Raw genomic sequence first — 21,811 nt, forward strand, 5'->3', positions numbered from 1 at the left:
AGAATGATTCATGTTACGATAGACGGAATTCCTGTAGAAGTTGAGAAGGGGACTACCATCTTACAGGCTGCAGAGAAAGCCGGTGTGAAAATCCCTACATTATGTTATATCAAAGACCTGCTTCCGGATGGCTCCTGCCGTATGTGTATGGTGGAGATCGAAAACAGGGGAAGAAAGAAAATGGATACCGCATGTTCCTGCCATGTAAGCGAGGGCGATGTGATCGAGACCATGAGCGAGAAGGTAGTGGATGCCAGAAAGACCATCCTGAACCTGCTTTTGTCCAATCACAAGACAGACTGCTTCTCCTGTGCACAGAACGGCAGATGTAAGCTGCAGGACTACTGCGTGGAATACGGCGTGGAGAGAACCACATACGAGGGCGAGATGACCGAGTTCCCGGTGGATGACTCCAACCCGTTCTTTACCTATGATCCGAACCTGTGTATTCTCTGCCACAGATGCGTGAATACTTGTAATAAGGTGGTAGGCCGCGGTGCCATTGACACCATGGAGAGAGGATTTGAGTCCTCCGTCGGAACACCTTTCGGCGTGCCTATCAGAAAGAGTACCTGTGAGTCCTGCGGAAACTGTGTGGAGGCATGTCCTACCGGAGCACTTTCCTCCAAGAGAAGAAAATCCTTCCGTCCGTGGCAGATCGACAAGAAAGTCCTGACTACCTGTCCGCACTGCGGTACCGGATGCCAGTTCTATCTGGTAGTCAAAGACAATAAGATCGTGGATGTGGAGCCGGCCAACGGTCCGGCCAACAAAAATCTGCTCTGTGTAAAAGGACGCAGCGGTTCCTTTGATTTTGTACACTCTGCAGACAGGGTGAAATATCCGCTCATCAAGAACAAAGAGACCGGTGAATTTGAGCGCGCAAGCTGGGACGAGGCACTGGATCTGGTGGCTTCCAAATTTATGGAGATCAAGAAACAGTATGGTTCTGAATCCCTGGCAGGTTTTGCATGTTCCCGTTCCCCGAATGAGGACATTTACATGGTTCAGAAGATGGTGAGAACCTGCTTTGGAACCAATAATACAGATAACTGTGCACGTGTATGCCATTCCGCATCCGTTGCAGGTCTTGCCATGACCCTTGGTTCAGGCGCTATGACCAACCCCATTGCAGATATCACCCAGAAACCGGACCTGATCATGATGGTAGGCTCCAACCCGGAGGAAGCGCATCCTGTTATTGGCATGCAGATCCGCCAGGCGGTACAGAGAGGCTGCAAACTGATCGTGGTTGACCCACGTGATATAGATCTGTCCAAGAAAGCAGACATTCATCTGAAATTAAGACCGGGTACCAACGTTGCGTTTGCCAACGGCATTATGCATGTGATCATTGAAGAAGGACTTCAGGATATGAAGTTCATCGAAGAGAGAACCGAAGGCTATGAGAAGATCAAAGAGATCGTAAAAGATTACACACCGGAAAAAGTTGCGGAGATCTGCCACATTGACCCGGATGATTTGAGAAAAGCTGCCATCATGTATGCAAAAGCAGACAAAGCGCCGATCATCTACTGTCTGGGCGTTACCGAGCATTCCACCGGTACAGAGGGCGTTATGTCCATGTCCAATATGGCTCTGCTGGTAGGCAAGCTGGGACGCGAGGGCTGCGGCGTTAACCCGATCCGCGGACAGAACAACGTACAGGGTGCCTGTGATATGGGTGCCGGCCCGAAGGATTACCCGGGATACCAGAAAGTGGAGAATCCGGAAGTACGTGAGAAATTCGAGAAAGCCTGGGGCGTGAAGCTGAATCCCAACAATGGTCTGCACTCCACAGAAGTATTCCCGGCAGCTATCGAAGGCAAGGTAAAAGGCCTGTATATTTACGGTGAAGACCCCATTGTCACAGACCCGGATACCCATCACATTATCAAAGCACTGGAAAATCTGGACTTCTTTGTGATCCAGGAGCTGTTCATGACAGAGACCGCACAGTATGCGGATGTTATCCTTCCGGGTGTCAGCTACGCGGAAAAAGAGGGTACCTTTACCAACACGGAACGCCGTGTGCAGAGAGTACGCCCTGCTGTGAAGCTGGACGGGGATATGAGACTGGATACAGATATCATCATTGACCTGATGAACCGTATGGGCTATCCGCAGCCGCATTTGACCTCCGCTGAGATCATGGATGAGATCGCGTCCGTAACACCAAGCTACGGCGGCATCAGCCATGCAAGGCTTGACGCAGGTGAAACGCTGCAGTGGCCGTGCCCGACCAAGGACCACCCGGGAACTCCGATTCTGCATGTGGGCAAATTCTCAAGAGGACTTGCCATGTTCTATCCTGCAGAGTACGTTCCGTCCGCAGAGCTTCCGGATGAGGAATATCCGATCATCATGATGACCGGCCGTATGCTGTATCACTATACAACAAGGGCCATGACCGGAAGAACACCGGGACTTATGGAAATCCAGGGTACCTCTTATATAGAGATGAACTACAAGGATGCCGAGGCACTGGGTATCAAAAACGGTGACAAGGTAAAAGTATCCTCCAGACGTGGTCAGATTGAATCCACCGCAAGAGTAGGACGCAAGGTTTCCCAGGGCGAATCCTGGATGCCGTTCCACTTCCCGGATGGAAATGCAAACTGGCTGACCAATGCAGCACTGGACAAATACGCAAGAATACCGGAATATAAGGTATGTGCGATAAAAATTGAAAAAGCATAAGTAATGATTTTGTAACTGTTCAGCCAGGTCTGCGCATTTACCGCGCTGACCGTGTATAAGAGTATTGACAGCGTTACTATTCACGGCCAATGTCCCGGGAGGTGTTTTGCGAAGCAAAATCCCGAGTTAGCCAGCGCCAAAATGCAATTTATTGCATTTTGTGTGCATCGCGAAGCGTGTTACTGTTCACAGAACTGCGCTTTTGCAGGGCTGTGAATAGTAACGTGACAGCAGGTATTCGCCCCATCGCAAAGCGATTTTTAATGGGCGAATACCTGTAACGATTTAGCTGGCTGAATCGTAACAAGTATAACGGAGACAACAGATATGGCACAAAACTATCCAAAGAGAATTGAAATACAGGAAGGCATAGACCTGCTTCTCTCCCATACAGAGAGAATGGGGAAGGAAAAGGTGGAGATCGATCAGGCTTACGGCAGGATTTTGGCCTGCCGGATACTGGCCAAAGAAAATATTCCGCCCTTTGACCGCTCCCCCTATGACGGTTATGCCATCCGCTCTGCGGATGTTGCAGATGCGGGACATGATAAGCCGGTGACTTTAAAAATTATTGAGGAGGTACCGGCGGGACATGCGCCCGAAAAAGCGGTAGGGCCTATGGAGGCAGTAAAAATACTGACCGGAGCGCCTATCCCTCAGGGGGCCGATGCTGTGGTGAAATATGAAGACACTTCCTTTACTGATAAGGAAGTGTGTTTCTTTTCACCCATTGCTTCGGGGAGCAACATCGTAAAAGCAGGGGAAGATGTAAAGACAGGTGAGGTCGTCATGGAGGAGGGCGGGCATTTAAGCCCTGCGTCCGTGGGACTGCTTGCAGGTCTCGGGTATGGAGAGGTGGAAGTCTTCAAAAAGCCCAGAGTCAGGATCATCAGCACAGGGGATGAGCTTCTGCCCGTATCGGAGGAGCTGAAACCCGGTAAAATAAGAAACAGCAGTGCCTACATGCTGCAGGGGTTTCTGCGGCAGTGGGGAATCACAGCAGATATCTACGGAATTGTCAGAGATGACGAGGACGCCATCAAGGATGCGCTCACCGCGTGTCTGGCCGATGCGGACTGTGTCATAACAACCGGAGGCGCATCTGTGGGGGATTATGACCTGGCCCTTTCTTCTATGGAGGGAATCGGAGCAGAGGTGCTCTTCTGGCAGGTGAGAATGAAGCCGGGAATGGCAACTCTGGCAGCGGTAAAGGACGGCAGGCTTTTATTGGGCCTTTCCGGCAATCCTTCTGCAGCGGCGGCAGCTTTATTTTTGCTGGGGCTTCCCGCATTCCGTAAAATGTGCGGTAAAAAAGAATACAAAGTGCCCAGTATTCCGGTATGTCTGCCGGAGGGATTTCCAAAGAAAAGCCCGGGAGGAAGGATCATCCCCGGTATTCTGGAATTCCATCAGGGAAGAGTGTGCTTAAACACCAGGAAGAATCAGGCAAACGGTATGGTCAGCCCCTGGGGCGGCTGTAATCTCATCGGCATGATTCCAAAAGGCTCGGACGCACTTTTGCCGGGCAGCACCATTGATGCCCTTTATCTGGGGGAGGATTAGGATATGGTGAAGACAGCAGCAGGGATTCTGGCAGGAGGAAAGAGCAGCAGAATGGGAAAAAACAAGGCTTCCCTTACATGGAACGGTGACACCTTTCTGCATACGCTTATAGATGCCTGCCGGGATTTCCCTGAAATCTATGTCTCAGTGGATGATAGGGAAAAATACCGGGATCTGTCCTGTACACTGGTGGAGGATGAGGAAAAAGAATACGGACCGCTGGAGGGCATTTATCAGGTATTAAAGCAGATGGATGCACCGTATGCGGTGATGCTTGCCACAGACATGCCCATGATAAGCCGGGAATTTTTAAAGGCTCTGGTGTCAAACATTACCGGTGAGGAGGACTGCCTGGTGCTCAGAAGAGAGGGCAGGCCTCAGCCGCTGTGCAGTGTGTATGCAAAAAGGATTCTGCCTGTTGTGGAGCATATGCGCAGAAACCGGGAGCACAAGCCCGGACTTTTGTTTCAGCGGGTCAATACACGGTATCTGGATTTGGAGGAGCTGGGATTCGGAGAGGCGGTCATTGCAAATGTAAATACGTCTGAAGAATATGAACAGCTCTGTTTTCATTACGGCAGAAAGCTGCAGGAATTTGCGCCCCGTGTCAGGGAAAAACTGACACACGGAAAGGTAATGGTCTGTTACCTGGACGGATTGGGTTACCGTATGTACAAAAATGCGGCGGACAATGGCAGTGTGCCTTTTATCAGCCGTAATTTTTCCGTGCTCCCTGTGAGGACTGTGGAGCCGCCGGTGACGAATCCGGCTATGGCTACCATGATAACAGGGGAACTGCCGGATGTGCACGGGATACACTCCAGAAAGGACAGGGAAGTTCTGGTCCCCACCCTGTTTGCCGGCAGGAGTGGGGAAAATACAGCATTTTTAGAGGGGGATACCAGGATTTTGAAGACAGAACTTCTGCCCAGGCTTCATGCTGCGGCAAAGGGAAAAGGCTGCGATTATTGGATTTACCGGGATGCGTGCAAAGCGGCTTCGGAGGAAAAAGAATTTATTTTTGCCCATTTTCATGAGATTGATGATGCGGCCCATGCAGACGGCCCCTTTAGCTCTGCGTGTATGGAAAAATTAAAAGAGACAGACGGATATATAGAAGCGCTCTCCGGGATTTTTAAGGGAGAGATCCTGTTGATCAGCGATCATGGCGTGCATGAGGCCGGTGACGGAGGGACCCATGGGGAGAATCCGTGTTCCAATGGCGTGTACTCCTATAACATAGAGGATATGCTGGCAGTCTGGGGTGAGCATATATGAAGATAGAAGATGGTTTGTTTGAAGGCATGACCCCTGTGAAACTCAAGGGGAAGTGTGCTGACGGAGCTGAATATTCCTATCAGGCTTTTTCGGTGAGTGAGGTACTGGGCAGTGTGACTGCGGACAGCCTCGTGGAGTTTGTGAGCGGGGACGGCAGGGATACGCTTGTTTCCGGTGAAGAAATCCTCGCGGGGGATGTATACCTTGCGCAGGATGGAGAGACATACCGTCTCGTGATTCCAAAGGATACACACCGAAGGCGCTGGTGTAAACATATAACAGAAATAGAGAGTGAGCAGGGAGGGTGACAGTTGAAAATCTGTACGATCGTAGGTGTGAGAAAGTCCGGCAAGACCACAACGGTTACCGGACTCATCAAAGAACTGAAAAAACGGGGATACCGGGTAGGAACCGTAAAGAGTGTGTTCTGTCCCGAATTTACCCTGGACACTTCTGACAGTAATACGTGGAGACACAGGGAGGCGGGCGCTGATCTTGTCTGTGTAAAAGGGAAAAAAGAGACCGATATTTTACTTCCGGCGGACGTAAGCGGGGATTTCTATGAGAAACTGCCTGTGGATTACCTCATACTGGAAGGAGAGTATGAACTTTGTGTGCCCAGAATCATCTGTGCACATAAGGATGCGGAGGTTTCGGAACGTTTGACAGAGGAGACGATTGCCATAGCAGGGAGACTTGCCGGGGATAAAAAAACCTATGGGGAGTTCAGAGTCTATCACTCTGTGGAAGAGATATCCGCTCTGGCAGATCTGCTGGAAACACTTCCGGATGCGGAATTTCCTTTAAAAAAGCGTCCCATGCTCCAAAAGGCAGCGGCTTTTTGCCAGTGTGGCTGCCATAAGGCAGAGAAAAAGCTGGCCGGAAAGAAAAAACTCACGGCCCATCCCTCAGAAGCACATAGAAAACATATCTTCCTGACAGGGGAAAAAGGGGCTGGCAAGAGCACACTTTTAAACCGTATTGTGGAAGAACTGGGAACAGAGCCGGTGGGTTACAGAACACTGCCCTATGAGATCGGCGGTGTCCAGAAGGGATTTTACCTGCACAGCCTGGTACCTGTGGGAGAATACGAAAATGACAGTCCGATCCTAATACGGGCCGGTAAGGGAAAGAAGATATCCATACCGGAAACCTTTGAGACACTGGGCGCAGCCGTGATGAAAAAGGTGAAGGAAATGCCTGAAAAAACAGCCGTGATAGATGAACTCGGAAAGGCTGAGGCAGATGCCCCCGCCTTTCAGGAAGCATTGTTCTCCTGTCTGGATACCCAGAGTCTTGTCATCGGTGTCCTGCAGAAGAATACAGGTGCGTTTACACAGGCAGTGGCAGAACGCCCCGACGTGGAAGTGATTGAAGTTACGGAAAAGAACAGAGACGGTCTTCTGGAAGAAATCTGTAAAAAAATCAAAAATATGGAATGAAAAGACTTGACTAAAATTGTCAAAATTGATATTCTTAATATAGTGATCCTGTTTAATACATGAACAGAGTCAGAAAACGGAAATATAAAAAAAATAAAGGGGCAAAACTGTCGTAAGGCAGTGACGCAAAGCCACGGGTCCCAAGGGAGGGACAGCCGGGCTGCAGACAGTGATGGACAGGAATATTCTGTCCGTCTGTTGTCTTTAAGAAAAACGATATCCCTGGGTATCGTTTTTTTTGGCCCTGAAAGGGGAAGGAGAATAAAAATTGAAAATGAAAAAGTTATGCGCCTGGCTTCTTGTATCCGGTATGCTCCTGCAGACACCGGGGACTACTGCATCTGCCGCTGTTCAGGGGCAGGATGTGGAGTCTTTTAAATCCGGTGCGCAGGCAGCATCCATGGATGTGGACAGCAGCCAGAAGATGGATGCCGGGAAGCAGAGCGAGACGCCCGGATGGCAGGCGGAAACGCTGAGGAACAGGAGCCTGCAGCAACCTGCAGAAGTGCCTGAGGGCCAGATGAAAATGCAGGGTGAACAGGCGGGAGCGCCAAAGAACGCAGAGGCTGCAGAGGAACAGACGGGAGAATCCGGAAAAGAAGGTACTACAGGAATACTGTCGGGAGAATCCGGGAAAGAGGATACTGCAGGGATACTGGCAGGAGAATCCGGGAAAAAAGAGACCACAGGGGAACAGACGGGAGAGACCGGAAAAGCAGGGACCGCAGAGGAACAGACGGGAGAGACCGGAAAAGCAGGGACCGCAGAGGAACAGACGGAAGCGTCCGGAAAAGAAGGGGCTGCAGGGGAACAGATGGCAGGTAATCCGGATGTGCAGAAAGGGGAAGGAGCACTGCTCTCTGAGACCGGAGCGGTGGTACAGAAAGGCCGGCTGCATCTAAGCCTGCTTTACACACTTCCATACAGTGACCCGGAAGCGCTGAACAGAGGACTGCAGGCAGTTTTAACAGGTGGCGGCCGGCAGCTTACAGCATCCTTTTCCATGCAGGAGGGTGAGGGCGTTTCTAAAAAGGCGGAGGCATCTTTTACAGATTTGGAGCCCGGGCAGTACCATCTCAGTATAAGCGGAGACAGCTTTGCCTCGTATGACCAGGATATGGAGATACAGGCCATGGAGCAGAAGATGCAGTTTCTGGATGTCTATACAGGAATGGATTTTTCTGATATGGAAAAACATCCCGGTGTTATGGGATACGGTGACGTGAACAGGGACGGTGTGATTGATGAGCAGGACAAATCGGGATTGGTCTTGGCAGTTCATCAGGAAAGTACGGACAGTATCTATGATCTGAATCAGGATCAGAGTGTTGACCTTGTGGATCTGCAGTGGCTTTCATACAGCTACGGATTTGAGAAAACGGAAGCTTATGTGTCAAGAAGTTATCTGATGGATGAAATCACAGCAGATGTGGGAGCGTCCACCCGGGTGTCGGATGGCAGTATTGAGAGTATTTTGGACGACGGTGGAAGCGTTTCCCTGGAGCCTGCAGACGGCGGGGAGATATCAGAGGAAAATCCGGTGGAACTGCAGCTTGATCTGGAAAAACGTTCCGATATAACAGCGGGCGCGCTGGTTCTGACACCGCCGAGAGATTCCGCCAATATCATCCGGGCAGGGTCCGTGACCGTTGAATACGATGATGAAAACGGGCAGCGGCAGACCATGGAGGTTCCCATAAGCGGAGTGTCCATGTTTGCCCTCACAGCGGCACAGGCGGTCATGGAACCGGACGGTACCATAATCATCAATCTGGGAAAACAGGTTGCGATCAAGAAGGTAGTCATCAAGGTGACAGATGCCGGAGGAAGCAGTCTGGCAGATATCTCCAGGGTGGAATTTTTAAACGGAATGGAGGACAGGATTCCTGCCCCCGTGATGAATATTCCCGACAATGTAAGTACAGAGCCGGGCGATAAGAAATTCACAGTGACCTGGAACGCGCAGACAAATGTAGCCGGCTATGAAGTTATGGTGAAAAAGGACGGGAAGAGCAAAGTATATCCAACCGCTGAGAACAGTATCCTTATCACAAGCTTTGGCACAGAGAAGATGAAAAACAATGAGGAGTACACAGTTCTGGTACGTTCAGTGAACGGCGACTGGAGCAGTGCCTATTCAGAGCCGGTGACCGTGGTACCCAAGCCCTCAAAGGCGCCTGACGCTCCGGAGAATGTGAACATTTCCGGAGGATACAGAAAACTGGACATCGCCTGGAAGATGATGGAGGACACAGATTTCTACACCCTCTACTACAGGGAACAGGGCACAGAAGAATTTGAAAAGAAAGAGAATATCAAACAGAACAAATATCAGCTTACAGACTTAAAAGACGGCACAACCTATGAGATATACCTTACGGGAACAAATGAAATGGGAACCGGCGGCAAGTCAAAAATATACGCAGGAGAGACAACGGATATCAATCCTGCAGTCACTTCCAATTACAGGCTGATCAATACGCCAAAGGAGGGCGGAGGACTGACCGCGCATATTAAATCTATTGAATATCCTTCCTCAAAACCGGAGACAGATGCAGCAGTGGCAGACAATGATTATACCACCTCCTGGAGTCTGGCATCCTGGGATGCAGGCGGATACAATGCCGGAAAGCCTTCTCCTGTCATTACCTTTGATCAGAGCTATGAGATGGACAGGCTGGTGGTAGTACCGGATGAGAAGCAGCAGTATACATATGGATATGCCAAGACAAAATATTGGGATGAAGACGGCAATGAGAAAATGATAGACGGCCATTTTACACAGAAGAAGAGTGTGAACGGCAAAGTATATTATGAATTTCAGTATTCCCAGCCATTTAAGACAAATCGGATACAGATAAACTTTGCCATGGCTTGGGCACCTGCAGACGGAAGAATCTCCATAGCAGAGATGAAGTTTTATTATTATGACAGTCTGGAAAAAGAGGTCGACGGACTGTTTGCGGATACCATGCATTTGGAGCTGCGGGAGGATGTGACCTTAAAGACCATCGAAGAGCTGGAGAAAAGGGCAGATACTCCGGATGAGGCGACAGGTGATTACCATCCGAAGCGGGAGCTGCTCCTTTCAGATCTGTCCTACGCGAAAGAACTTCTAAATGATAAAAATGCCGGCAGAGTTATGAAAGTGGACACAGCCGTGACAAAGAAAAAGGACGGTGCCCTGGGCTTTTCCGGCGGTCTGAACGCATGGCAGCCTCTCGGCATCAGTGCTCATGCCGGAGAAGAACTGGTTGTGTATGTGGGCAGAGATGACGCAGAACTGGGGGCCAACACGAACCTGAATCTCATCGCCACACAGTATCACGCGGAATCAGGAAACTGGAGCAAGGTTGTGGTCCAGAATCTGAAAAACGGAAAAAATGAAGTTACCATTCCCCAGATCGGAAGCCTGAGTGCAGAACACGGCGGTAGCCTGTATGTGGAATTTACGGGAAATAATGACGCTCTCAATATGAGCGTGCGTGTGAGCGGAGGACAGGAGATACCAAAGCTTGACATTTCAAATGCGGCAGATGAGGCGGAAGCAAAAGAAGCGGTCAGGGCGTATGTGGAGAAATTAAATACATATGTTCCGGAAATTTCGGATCTTCACAAAAAGTTTCATGAGGGGAATAAGGAAAGCGGCTGTGACTACAGCTATGACAAAAAGAACTGCATTTTGGGAGCAACGGACATTGTACTGCATCAGATGATGTATTCCGTATCCGCGGAACAGATCTTAAACGGTATCAACAACAAGCTGAAAAACCAGGGAAAAGAAAACAGCCTGGACAACCAGACAGAAGTATTATACGAATCCTGTCAGGCCATGGAACAGATGGTGACACTGTTTTACCAGCACAAAGGACTTGGCGATTATAATGGTGACAAGACACTGGCAGCCCGGTACGGCGGCAAGAACAATCTGCCATCCAGCCGTCTGAATATCCGTTACATGAGAATGTTTTCAGGGGCATTTATGTATGCCGGCGGGCTCCATATCGGTATCGAGTGGGGCAGCGCAGCAGGACTGGCAAACAGTGTACCGGTACAGAGTGACAACGGCAGATATGTGAGCGGACAGCTATTTGGCTGGGGAATCGCCCATGAGATTGGCCATATCATCAATCAGCCATCCTATGCCATTGCGGAAATAACCAACAACTATTACTCCATTCTGGCACAGGCCAAGGAGACGAATGATTCTGTCCGTTATCAATATGCAGATGTATATAAAAAGGTCACTTCAGGGACAAAGGGCCGCGCAGAGAGCGTATTTACAAGCCTTGCCATGTATTGGCAGCTCCATCTGGCCTATGATGAGGGATATAATTTCAGGACTTATGATAACTATGAGGAGCAGTTTAATAATCTGTTCTTTGCAAGAGTGGATGCATACGCCAGAAATACGGCCATTGCGCCGGCGCCCGGAGGTATCGCTCTCACAATTCCAAAAGATGTGGACAACACTCTGATGCGTCTTTCCTGTGCGGCAGCGGAAAAGAACCTGCTTGCATTCTTTGAGCAGTGGGGTATGACGCCGGATTCAGATACTATGGCGTACGCATCACAGTTTGAGGAGGAGACAAGAAGGATCAGCTATATTTCAGATGAAGCAAGAGCATACCGTATTGAGGGCGGAGAAAGCACGGCAGCACAGACTGCAGTAAGTGCGGATCTTTCATATGTTCCGAACTCCAACCAGGTTACGATCACGCTTTCCAATAATGCGGCTGACCAGAACTCCATGCTGGGATATGAAATATACAGAAACGGCCGGGTCATCGGGTTTGTGGAGGCGAAAGACGGTACCGTGACATTTACGGATACCATTGCGTCCATGAACAACAGAGTGTTTACTTATGAGGCAGTGGGATATGACAAGCTGCTGCAGCAGACAGAGAGGGCTGCCATAGACTCTGTGAAGATTTCCAATGACGGAAGTGTGGCGAAGGATGGATGGAAGATAACTACAAACATGACCTCATCAAGCGACCGTCAGGAGGAAGGAAATGAGGAAGATCCGGAAGGAATCACCATTTCCGGAATCAGCAGTATTTGCAACAATGACTATGCAGATGTATATACCGGAGAGGCAAAAAACCCGGAGATCGTCATCAGCTTCGGCAGAACCCTTCAGGCCGCTGCCTTTAAGGTAACAGCCGCTGACGATAAAACAGCAGTCAGGAAATTTGAAGCCTATGTAAGCCAGGACGGAAACCAGTGGACCCCTGTAAAAACAGGAACACTGTCCTATTCAGGGGATACGGCTGTTTCCTATTTTAACAAAGAGGGGGATTCCTGGCTGTATACCTACGACGCGGCTTATCTGAAGCTGAAAATCAAGGGCCAGAGTGCGGTCTCCCTGTCAGAGATAGATATTTTAGGACCTACGGGAGACAATGTAGAGCTGCTGGATAAGGGAATCGGCATCCTGGATGAAGATTACAGCTATGATGCTGAGGGCGGCAGAATACCTGCAGGTTCCCTGATCTTTACAGGGGAATATAAAGGAAATCCTTCCTATAATGTGGTAAAACTGTATGATCAGAATGGAAATATCCTGGATGGTTCCCAGTTGATCTTTGCAGAGGTTCCGGCAGAAGGGGAATTAGGTGAGGTCTCCTCCGGTACCTGGATCTACTATATGGAACCGGATCAGATTCCATCCGGTGTGACAAGCGTCAGAGCGGAATTATACAGAGTGGACGATGCGCATACAAATGAAGGGGAGCGTCTTGTGAGTGATACACTGCCTATGGAAGTGCCTGACCCGCTGCCGCCCATTCATTTGAAGGACAACCATGAGGAGGGGAACGGATGAAAAGAATGAAGAGCTTATGTATGGTCCTGATTTTGGCCCTGTTCGTGACTTATATACCCGTGCGCGCCGCAGAGCAGGATGATACAATGATCAAAATGCAGCAGAAGGATACGAGCCAGGTAGAACTGGCTCTGTACCCCAATGCAGATATGATAAAAAACCATGCAACAACACTCAGGATTCAGATGCAGATAAAGGAGACGGAAAGCGGGAGTATCCGTGATGTCCGGTTTGCTTTCTCAGAGGATTTACAGAATGATTGCAGAATCCGGGAGGCTATTTATGAAAACGGTATTCTGGACATTTATCTGTCATCATCAGGCGCCTTGTTTGAACAGGCCCGGGATGTGACAATCGGTACAATTTCAGGGACTCCCAGCAATGAAATGTTCCGGGCTTTTGTAATGCCTGAGAGCATAACGTTTGTGGACCAGAGCCATCAGATGAGATATGTGGATGAGGGAGTGCTGCAGGGGATATCTTATGAATGGGCAGTAGGGGAAAAAGTACCGGACAACCCGGATTACCCAGACAATCCAGACCCGGACAACCCGGATAATCCAGATAACCCGGACAATCCAGACAACCCGGATAACCCAGACAACCCGGACAATCCGGATAACCCAGACAATCCAGATCCGGACAACCCGGACAATCCAGATAACCCAGACAACCCGAATAACCCGGACAATCCAGACAACCCGGATAACCCAGACAACCCGGACAATCCGGATAACCCAGACAATCCAGATCCGGACAACCCGGACAATCCAGATAACCCAGACAACCCGAATAACCCGGACAATCCAGACAACCCGGATAACCCAGACAACCCGGACAATCCGGATAACCCAGACAATCCAGATCCGGACAACCCGGACAATCCAGATAACCCAGACAACCCGAATAACCCGGACAATCCAGACAACCCGAATAACCCAGATTATCCAGATGGAATATGCACAGCTTTCACATACGAGGAACTGGAAAAAGGTCTGGCGGATACCAGTGTTACAAGCCTGATCTACAAGAGCAAAGACGGAAACGGTTTAACCGGGGAACAGCAGAAGACCGTGTTCAAAAGCCTGGAAGGGACAGAAAGAACCCTCACCGTTATGGCAGAAGAAGACAACAGGCTTTTGTATTCCTGGAAATTTACCGGAACGGGAATTGCAGATCCGGATATTGCCATGGATTTTACCATTGCCCAAGAGAAAGAAAATAAAAAGGCCGGCAGCCTTATGGCCAAGGGATCAGAGAATTTATATCTGGAATTTGCCCATGAAGGAGAGCTTCCGGGACTGGCTGAAATTGAAATTTATGTAGGCAGTAGTTTTAAAGATGGACAGAATCTTTACCTGTATTATTACAATACCGAGAAGAATGCAATGGAACCGGTACAGAAGAATATTAAGGTTGTGAACGGATATGTGACAGTGCAGATAAAACATTGCTCCACCTATGTTCTCACCACAAAGCAGATCCGCAAAAGTGAGCAGTTCCCTGCAGTGATTGTGGATAAAACGGATAACACGAAAAAGACACCTGCGAAACCGGCAGCAAAGACAGCAGCCAAAACAGCTAAAACAGGAGATTCCTCCCCAGTGGAAGCAATGATTCTGCTGGCAGGACTCTCTGCGGCAGTCATGATCATTAGCCGGAGGAGCAGAAAAAAGAATATTTAAGAAAAAACAGCATCGGCATATCAATTCCTGGGCCGATGCTGTTTTTGCGTGCGGAAATTTTTTTTAGGATAGGTGTTGACAGGTGTGTATCTAATGTATATAATGAGTATATACAATAAATGATATATATACACGCGCGCACAGAAAGTTGAGAAGTAAGGATGAATATTATAATCAGCAATACAAGCGGGAAGCCCATATACGAACAGATCACGGAGCAGATAAAGCAGGCAATCATGAGAGGCCAGCTAAAGCCGGGGGAGTCACTTCCATCCATGCGCCTTCTGGCAAAAGAACTCCGCATCAGTGTGATCACCACGAAGAGAGCATATGAGGAATTAGAGAGGGATGGATTTATTTGTTCTCAGGTCGGCAAAGGCAGTTTCGTAGCGGATACAAACCATGAGCTTGTGAGAGAGGAGCAGTTAAAGGAAATAGAAGGTTTATTGGAAAAAGCTGTAGAAAAAAGCAAGATCAATGGAGTAGAACTGGAAGAATTGACAGAGATGCTTAGAATGCTCTATGAGGAGGAATAAAAATGGAAGCAGCGATCAGAATTGAAGGTCTGGTGAAAAACTATGAAAAATTCTCACTGGACCACATTAATTTAGAAATTCCAAAAGGCAGTATTGTAGGACTGGTTGGAGCAAACGGAGCCGGTAAGACCACCCTGATCAAGTGTATTCTCGGAATCATAAAAAGAGATGCCGGTGAAATCTATGTGGACGGCGAGAAACTGGAAGAAAAGAATGACAACTGGAAAAACCAGGTGGGTATGGTTCTGGCAGAAGCAAACTTCCATGAGACCATGAACGCTGTACAGATTGGCAGGATCATGGAGAACATTTTCAGCCAGTGGGATGCAGGACTGTACGAAACATATCTGAATGACTTTAAGCTGGAACATAAAAAGCTGATCAAAGATTACTCCAGAGGAATGAAAATGAAGCTGCAGATCGCAGTAGCGCTCTCTCACAGAGCCAAGATCCTTATATTTGACGAGGCAACCAGCGGCCTTGATCCTCTGGTTCGCGATGATCTGCTGGATATCCTGCTGGAATACATTCAGGATGAGGCACATACAGTGCTCCTGTCCTCGCATATTATCAGTGATTTGGAGAAGGTATCCGACTATATAGCATTTATCCAGAACGGCAGGCTGCTTTTTGTGGAGAATAAAGACGAGATCCTTTACCGCTACGGTGTGGGAAAATGTTCCAAAGAGGATTACAGCACACTGGATAAAGAAGGAATCCTGCGGTTGAAAAGAGGCGTTTTAGGCTACGAATTTTTGGTGCAGGACAGACAGGCGTTTATGCGCAGATATCCGGATATGGTAGTGGATGCTCCGGATATTGAGGATGTTCTTCTGCTGCTGGAGAAAGGTGAGGTGGTATCATGAAAGGGCTTATACTAAAAGATATATACAGTATCAGGATTACACAGAAAACATATGTACTATTATTTTTATTCCTATGTGTGTTTGGCTACTTGATGAAGAGTCCGGGATATGTGGGAACCATGTGTATTGTGGTATTTGCCACAGTGGTGCTCAGTTTGTTCAACGCGGACCAGTACTATCACTGGGACACATATGCAGCCGCACTCCCGCTGGGAAAAAGGATAATTGTACGGGCAAGATACATGCTGATTATTGTTATGACTCTCGGTCTTGCTGTATTTACAGCAATCATGACCGGAGCAACAGCGGCACTTCTGGGAATGTCTGTGTCAGAGCAGGTAATTTCCTCGGTTTCCATGTGTATGATCATCCCTATTTTTTCCGGCATAATTATTCCAGTGATATACAAACTTGGAGTTGAGAAGGGAAGAGTAATTTTTATGATGCTTTTTCTGATCCCGTTTTTAGTGCTGACGCTTTTAAAGGATTTGATACGAGGGACAGCTGTGGAAAAACTTCTGGTTAACCTTCAGCAGAATCCTAACGGACAAGTAATAATCGCAGGTATACTTTTAGCAGTAAGTATTCTGGTTTTAGCAGTATCTTACATGATTTCGATCAGGATATACAGCAATAAGGAATTCTGATTCAGAAAAGAAACGGGTTTGCCCTGCATTGTCATACAGACGTGATAATTGTTTTCTTGACTTTAAAATTATACAGTGATACATTATTCTTAGTGTAAAAAACTGGATAAGTAAAAGTACGGAGGAGTGGGAAAATGTCACAGGAAGAAAAGCTGCTGCGGGCAAAAAAAGTGATTGAAAACAGCAGGTATCTGGTATGTCTGCTGGGAATGCGGGTGAGCAGCCAGTGCGGATGCACAAACTGGAGATCAGACCAGGATGCGTATGATATTGAAACCAGATACGGATGTTCCCCTGAGGAAATGTTCAGTGCTGAGTTTTATAATACGAGAGTGACGCAGTTTTATGACTTTTACAAACGGGAAATCCTCAGCAAAAGAGGAAGAATCAATGAAGGTATGAAGACTCTGAAGCGTTTGGAGGACAGGGGAATCCTGCAGGCTGTCATTACCCGTGATATCTACTCCCTGCCGAAAAGGGCAGGATGCAAAAAGGTCCTGGAGATCCACGGAAGCATTTACCGGAATGTATGCCCGAAATGCAGAACAAAATATCCCATGAAAGCAGTGGCAGAGTGTGCAGGAACTCCCAAATGTACCAAATGCGGCACAACCATCCGCCCGGAGGTATGCCTGCGGGGAGAAATGGTGAACAACGCACTTCTGACCCGTGCGGTTGACGAGGTGGGAATGGCAGATACCCTGCTGCTTCTGGGATGCAGCATGCATTCGCAGCTTGCAAAGACATATGTAAAATATTTTGAGGGGGATAAGGTAATCCTCATCAACGACCAGGATCACTATGCGGATACGGCAGCCGATCTTGTAATTGACGGTAAGGCTATGGATATTATGAGCAAATTGGGATTGTAAAGGAGAAAAGGCTTGCATATGCAGGCCTTTCATACTGTAGACCCCCGGCTGGCAGCCGGGGGCCTTTTTTAATGGAAATATACAATAAATATGATTTTGCCATATGTAATATTGCTGAATTTTCAGGAATGGGGTGAGAAACGGTGGACAGCAAGTTGTTAAGAAGATATAATTAGATTGCTGTTGACTCTTTCCAGCAGGAAGGAGGTGGCATAATGCACTACATAGATTCATTTTTTATTTCTGTCATGGCGGGTATAGTTTGTTACTATATTAGTAAATGGTTAGACAGAAAAAAATAACAACAGCTAGCCTGGGTTATCCTACCCTATAAAGGAAAAAGAAACCCCAGGAAGAGAGCGCTTCCTGGGGTTTCGCTTTTGTGACATAACACACATAGATTCATTTTCTGTTATTTTTATATTAAACTAGAATAACTTAAATGTCAAGAAATACATATAATGTTTTTTGGCAAAACCATAAAATGGGGTTTGACTTCGCAAAATCTTGCTTATAAAGGTTTTCTTAGAATTTACCTTCTTTAGCCGCTTCTTCAACAGCCACAGCCACAGCCACAGTCATACCAACCATCGGGTTGTTGCCTGCGCCGATCAGGCCCATCATCTCAACGTGAGCCGGAACAGAAGAAGAACCGGCGAACTGTGCGTCAGAGTGCATACGTCCTAATGTATCAGTCATACCGTAGGAAGCAGGACCTGCTGCCATGTTGTCCGGATGCAGGGTACGTCCTGTACCGCCGCCGGAAGCAACGGAGAAGTATTTTTTGCCGGCTTCGATACGCTCTTTTTTGTAGGTACCTGCAACCGGGTGCTGGAATCTGGTCGGGTTGGTGGAGTTACCTGTGATGGAAACGTCAACGTCTTCCTTCCACATGATAGCAACACCTTCACGTACATCGTTAGCGCCGTAGCAGTTAACTTTTGCACGAAGTCCCTCAGAGTAAGATTTTCTGAATACTTCTTTTAATTCGCCTGTAGCATAGTCGTATTCTGTCTCTACATATGTAAATCCGTTGATACGTGCGATGATCTGTGCAGCGTCTTTTCCAAGACCGTTTAAGATAACGCGCAGAGGCTCTTTGCGGACTTTGTTTGCTTTCTCAGCGATACCGATAGCACCCTCAGCAGCAGCAAAGGATTCGTGGCCGGCCAGGAATGCGAAGCACTGAGTATCCTCTTCCAGAAGCATTTTTCCTAAGTTTCCGTGTCCGAGACCTACTTTACGCTGGTCAGCAACAGAACCCGGGATACAGAAAGCCTGAAGTCCTTCACCGATAGCAGCAGCAGCGTCAGAAGCTTTTTTGCAGCCTTTTTTGATCGCAATGGCAGCACCTACGGTGTATGCCCATTTTGCATTCTCAAAGCAGATCGGCTGGATGCCTTCTACCATTTTGTAAACATCGAGACCTGCAGCTTTTGTTACTTCTGCAGCTTCTTCGATGGTGTTAATGCCGTATTTATTCAGAGCAGCAAGAACTTGTTTTTCTCTTCTTTCATATGATTCAAATAAAGCCATTAATTTATCCTCCTATTCTTTCTATGACAGATGTTGCAGTGTATGTATAATTATTCTTTTCTCGGGTCAATGATCTTCACTGCATCGTCAACGCGGCCGTACTGTCCCTGAGCTTTTTCATATGCTGTGTTTACATCATCGCCTGCTTTGATGAAGTCCATCATTTTTCCGAAGCTGATGAATTTGTAGCCGATGATCTCATCCTCTTCATTTAAAGCGATACCAGTAACGTAACCGTCTGTCATTTCCAGATAACGAGGTCCTTTTTTCAGGGTACCGTACATAGTACCGATCTGAGAACGAAGACCTTTTCCTAAATCCTCCAGACCTGCACCGATAGGAAGTCCGTCTTCAGAGAATGCACTCTGGGTTCTTCCGTATACAATCTGTAAGAATAATTCTCTCATAGCAGTATTGATAGCATCACATACAAGGTCAGTATTCAGAGCTTCCAAAATGGTTCTTCCTGGTAAAATCTCAGATGCCATAGCTGCAGAGTGAGTCATTCCGGAACATCCGATCGTCTCAACCAGTGCCTCCTGGATTACACCATCCTTTACATTCAATGTTAATTTACAGGTACCCTGCTGCGGTGCACACCAGCCAATACCGTGTGTTAAACCGGAGATGTCCTTAATTTCTTTTGCCTGTACCCATTTTGCTTCTTCCGGGATTGGAGCTGCGCCGTGGTTAACACCCTGATGTACCTGACACATTGTTTCTACTTCGTGTGAATAAATCATTTTAAAACTCCTTTCAAGAATATATTTACTTCAAGTGCGTTAGAAATTTAACGTCCTATTCCAATTCATTTTCTCACAAAGTGACAAAAAAATCCAGAGTTATTTTTTAAAAAAGTAAAATTAAAAGCGGTCTGTCCCTGTAAATGGTAAAATATGGCGGGACACAGTTTTTCACAAATCAAAAATATGTTCTTTTCGATTCATTTAAGGTTGATTATTTACACGGAAATCCAAACATTTGTTGTTTCGGTTGACAAAGCCAATTGCTCCTGTTAATATAGTTAAGTGGATTTAATTAAATTAGCAAAACTAATAAGCGGGAGGATGCATATGGATCTTGTAAAAGAAATCAATGATTTCTACTATCACATGGCTCTGTACGAGCTGCAGGTGATGAATGGAAATGATTATTATAACGGGCTTTCCTACAACAGCCTTTTGTACATCAATGTGATGGAACAGATGGAGGAGTGCACAGTCAGCAGGATGGCCGATGTGCTGAAGATCACAAAATCCGCCGTGACCCTGAAGATCAATGAACTGGTAAAACAGGGCGTGGTGGTAAAAAAACAGAGCGAAAAAGACAAGCGGGTCTATTTTCTGGAGTTAAGCCCCCATATGGAGCAGATCGTGGGAGTATATGACCAGGTATTTTATAAAATAGAGAGGGAATTAAAAGAGAAATATCCGCAGGAGCAGTTAGAGATGTTCGGGGATGTGCTGAAGACCATCAGCGGATACCAGTGGAGGGATATGCAGGATGATTGATCAGGGACTGGAAAGAAAAATAACGGTTCCCTCTATCCTGAAATTCGCTCTTCCCTCCATGGTCATGATGGTCGTCATGTCCCTGTATACCGTGGTGGACGGTATGTTTGTGTCAAGGCTTGTGGGCACGGACGCTTTCTCTGCCGTGAATATCGTATATCCTCTGCTCAGCTTTGTGATCGCTCTGGGGACCATGTTCGGCACCGGCATCACTGCCATTGTGTCAAGAAAGCTGGGAGAGGGAAAGCAGCGGGAGGCCAATGAAAACGTAACGTTTATCACTCTGTTTGCCGTGGGGCTGGGCATTGTGATCACGGTTCTCTCCTTTATCTTCCTGGAAAGGCTCATTTACATGCTGGGTGCGGATGAGGATATCTACGCATACTGCTATGCCTATGCCTTTCCCCTGCTTTTCTTTCAGCCGGCCAATATACTGCAGCTGGAGTTCCAGAGCCTCTTTGTGGCAAACGGAAAACCACATATCGGCCTTACCGTCACAGTGGCGGGCGGACTGGCCAATGTGATACTGGATTATGTCTTCATCGGTGTGTTCCACATGGGTATTGCCGGTGCAGCGGTGGCTACGGGAATCGGCTACTGCATTCCTGCATTTTTCAGTGTTTTTTACTTTACATTTAACCGGAAGGCGCAGCTTCATTTTGTAAAGCCAAAGGCAGACTGGAGGGTACTGCTTACATCCATGACAAACGGCTCCTCAGAGATGGTGAGCAATCTGTCAGGAAGTATCACAACCTTCCTGTTCAACATAATCATGATGCGTCTTGTGGGAAATGAAGGTGTCGCAGCAATATCCATTCTGCTGTATCTGGACTTTGTGCTGATTGCCATAAGCCTTGGGTATTCCATGGGAGTGGCACCGCTGTTCAGTTATAATTACGGCGGGGGAAATGTGGCGAAGCTTCGAAAATTATATAAGATCAGCATCGGATTCTGTATGGGTGTGGGTGCGGTGATGACAGTGGGAACCCTGCTGTTTTCCGGAAATCTGGCCGCTGTTTTTGCCCGTCGCGGCAGTCAGGTCTATGAACTTGCCACTGCGGGACTTTTGGTTTATGCGTTTGGGTATCTGTTCAAGGGATTTAATATCTTCAGCTCAGCTATGTTTACCGCCTTTGGGGATGGGAAGGTTTCGGCAGTCCTGTCTTTTATGCGGACGCTGGTGTTTCTTGTCATCTTTTTGATCGGATTTTCCGTACTGTTCGGTGTGAGCGGAGTCTGGAGTGCGTCCGTGGCGGCAGAGCTTATGGCATTTGCCCTGGCTGTGTTCTATACCGTTAAAAAAAGATCCGTATATCACTACATTCCCTGAGCGGGAATGATGGACGCG

At 47.7% G+C, this 21,811-nt stretch carries 15 protein-coding genes and 1 riboswitch; of the genes, 13 read left to right on the top strand and 2 right to left on the bottom strand.

The annotated features are described in order from the left end of the window. Positions 1-3 precede the first annotated feature (3 nt). The 11 genes from fdhF (at position 4) to MUB35_RS13705 (ending at position 17,416) form a co-directional block, all read left to right on the top strand. Entirely contained in the window at positions 4-2,700 is a 2,697-nt protein-coding gene (gene fdhF / locus MUB35_RS13655) for a formate dehydrogenase subunit alpha (protein WP_033143447.1), read from the top strand. A 327-nt stretch (positions 2,701-3,027) separates the two neighbouring features. Then, positions 3,028-4,263: a molybdopterin molybdotransferase MoeA gene (locus MUB35_RS13660; RefSeq protein WP_244806373.1), complete on the top strand. Its 1,236-nt coding sequence runs from the start codon at positions 3,028-3,030 to the stop codon at positions 4,261-4,263. A gap of 3 nt (positions 4,264-4,266) precedes the next feature. Further along, entirely contained in the window at positions 4,267-5,541 is a 1,275-nt protein-coding gene (locus MUB35_RS13665; protein WP_227210066.1) for an NTP transferase domain-containing protein, read from the top strand. After that, positions 5,538-5,849, top strand: coding sequence for a hypothetical protein (locus MUB35_RS13670; RefSeq protein WP_103731846.1), 312 nt, complete (start codon positions 5,538-5,540; stop codon positions 5,847-5,849). The genes MUB35_RS13665 and MUB35_RS13670 overlap by 4 nt, the downstream gene beginning before the upstream one ends. Positions 5,850-5,852: 3 nt before the next feature. Next, a complete protein-coding gene (gene mobB / locus MUB35_RS13675) occupies positions 5,853-6,983 on the top strand; it encodes a molybdopterin-guanine dinucleotide biosynthesis protein B (RefSeq protein WP_052099694.1) in 1,131 nt (376 codons plus the stop codon). A gap of 90 nt (positions 6,984-7,073) precedes the next feature. Continuing rightward, positions 7,074-7,151, top strand: a riboswitch (cyclic di-GMP riboswitch). A 106-nt stretch (positions 7,152-7,257) separates the two neighbouring features. Beyond that, on the top strand, positions 7,258-12,810 hold the full coding sequence (locus MUB35_RS13680; RefSeq protein ID WP_244806386.1) for a fibronectin type III domain-containing protein: 5,553 nt from the start codon (positions 7,258-7,260) through the stop codon (positions 12,808-12,810). Further along, positions 12,807-14,495 (top strand): hypothetical protein, encoded by a 1,689-nt coding sequence (locus tag MUB35_RS13685; RefSeq protein WP_244806374.1) that lies wholly within the window; start codon positions 12,807-12,809, stop codon positions 14,493-14,495. The genes MUB35_RS13680 and MUB35_RS13685 overlap by 4 nt, the downstream gene beginning before the upstream one ends. Before the next feature lie 161 nt (positions 14,496-14,656). Further along, positions 14,657-15,031, top strand: a complete 375-nt coding sequence (locus MUB35_RS13690) for a GntR family transcriptional regulator (RefSeq protein ID WP_033143444.1) — start codon at positions 14,657-14,659, stop codon at positions 15,029-15,031. 2 nt (positions 15,032-15,033) lie between these two features. Then, a complete protein-coding gene (locus MUB35_RS13695) occupies positions 15,034-15,897 on the top strand; it encodes an ABC transporter ATP-binding protein (RefSeq protein ID WP_033143443.1) in 864 nt (287 codons plus the stop codon). Next, positions 15,894-16,544 (top strand): ABC-2 transporter permease, encoded by a 651-nt coding sequence (locus tag MUB35_RS13700; protein ID WP_103731849.1) that lies wholly within the window; start codon positions 15,894-15,896, stop codon positions 16,542-16,544. Before MUB35_RS13695 ends, MUB35_RS13700 begins: the two co-directional genes overlap by 4 nt. Positions 16,545-16,678: 134 nt before the next feature. Continuing rightward, positions 16,679-17,416 carry a Sir2 family NAD-dependent protein deacetylase gene (locus MUB35_RS13705; protein WP_033143441.1) on the top strand — a complete coding sequence of 246 codons (738 nt, stop codon included), beginning with the start codon at positions 16,679-16,681 and terminating at the stop codon, positions 17,414-17,416. Between the two features lie 525 nt (positions 17,417-17,941). Here MUB35_RS13705 and MUB35_RS13710 read toward each other — a convergent pair. Continuing rightward, positions 17,942-18,952, bottom strand: a complete 1,011-nt coding sequence (locus MUB35_RS13710; protein WP_033143440.1) for a GGGtGRT protein — start codon at positions 18,950-18,952, stop codon at positions 17,942-17,944. Between the two features lie 50 nt (positions 18,953-19,002). Then, on the bottom strand, positions 19,003-19,695 hold the full coding sequence (locus MUB35_RS13715; RefSeq protein ID WP_033143439.1) for an iron-sulfur cluster assembly scaffold protein: 693 nt from the start codon (positions 19,693-19,695) through the stop codon (positions 19,003-19,005). 330 nt (positions 19,696-20,025) lie between these two features. On the opposite strand from MUB35_RS13715, the gene MUB35_RS13720 reads away from it, so the two are divergent. Both MUB35_RS13720 and MUB35_RS13725 read left to right on the top strand, forming a co-directional pair. Beyond that, positions 20,026-20,463, top strand: a complete 438-nt coding sequence (locus MUB35_RS13720; RefSeq protein ID WP_244806375.1) for a MarR family winged helix-turn-helix transcriptional regulator — start codon at positions 20,026-20,028, stop codon at positions 20,461-20,463. Then, on the top strand, positions 20,456-21,793 hold the full coding sequence (locus MUB35_RS13725) for an MATE family efflux transporter (protein ID WP_244806376.1): 1,338 nt from the start codon (positions 20,456-20,458) through the stop codon (positions 21,791-21,793). Before MUB35_RS13720 ends, MUB35_RS13725 begins: the two co-directional genes overlap by 8 nt. The last annotated feature ends 18 nt before the right edge of the window (positions 21,794-21,811 follow it).

The sequence above is a fragment of the Blautia sp. NSJ-175 genome, from assembly GCF_022867815.1.
Classification (GTDB): Bacteria; Bacillota; Clostridia; order Lachnospirales; family Lachnospiraceae; genus Blautia; species Blautia celeris.

Bases quoted from the DNA above. Each gene is read 5' to 3' on its own strand.
- fdhF (WP_033143447.1), top strand. From the start codon at position 4: ATGATTCATGTTACGATAGACGGAATTCCTGTAGAAGTTGAGAAGGGG.
- MUB35_RS13660 (WP_244806373.1), top strand. From the start codon at position 3,028: ATGGCACAAAACTATCCAAAGAGAATTGAAATACAGGAAGGCATAGAC.
- MUB35_RS13665 (WP_227210066.1), top strand. From the start codon at position 4,267: ATGGTGAAGACAGCAGCAGGGATTCTGGCAGGAGGAAAGAGCAGCAGA.
- MUB35_RS13670 (WP_103731846.1), top strand. From the start codon at position 5,538: ATGAAGATAGAAGATGGTTTGTTTGAAGGCATGACCCCTGTGAAACTC.
- MUB35_RS13680 (WP_244806386.1), top strand. From the start codon at position 7,258: ATGAAAAAGTTATGCGCCTGGCTTCTTGTATCCGGTATGCTCCTGCAG.
- MUB35_RS13685 (WP_244806374.1), top strand. From the start codon at position 12,807: ATGAAAAGAATGAAGAGCTTATGTATGGTCCTGATTTTGGCCCTGTTC.
- MUB35_RS13690 (WP_033143444.1), top strand. From the start codon at position 14,657: ATGAATATTATAATCAGCAATACAAGCGGGAAGCCCATATACGAACAG.
- MUB35_RS13695 (WP_033143443.1), top strand. From the start codon at position 15,034: ATGGAAGCAGCGATCAGAATTGAAGGTCTGGTGAAAAACTATGAAAAA.
- MUB35_RS13700 (WP_103731849.1), top strand. From the start codon at position 15,894: ATGAAAGGGCTTATACTAAAAGATATATACAGTATCAGGATTACACAG.
- MUB35_RS13705 (WP_033143441.1), top strand. From the start codon at position 16,679: ATGTCACAGGAAGAAAAGCTGCTGCGGGCAAAAAAAGTGATTGAAAAC.
- MUB35_RS13710 (WP_033143440.1), bottom strand. From the start codon at position 18,952: ATGGCTTTATTTGAATCATATGAAAGAAGAGAAAAACAAGTTCTTGCT.
- MUB35_RS13715 (WP_033143439.1), bottom strand. From the start codon at position 19,695: ATGATTTATTCACACGAAGTAGAAACAATGTGTCAGGTACATCAGGGT.
- MUB35_RS13720 (WP_244806375.1), top strand. From the start codon at position 20,026: ATGGATCTTGTAAAAGAAATCAATGATTTCTACTATCACATGGCTCTG.
- MUB35_RS13725 (WP_244806376.1), top strand. From the start codon at position 20,456: ATGATTGATCAGGGACTGGAAAGAAAAATAACGGTTCCCTCTATCCTG.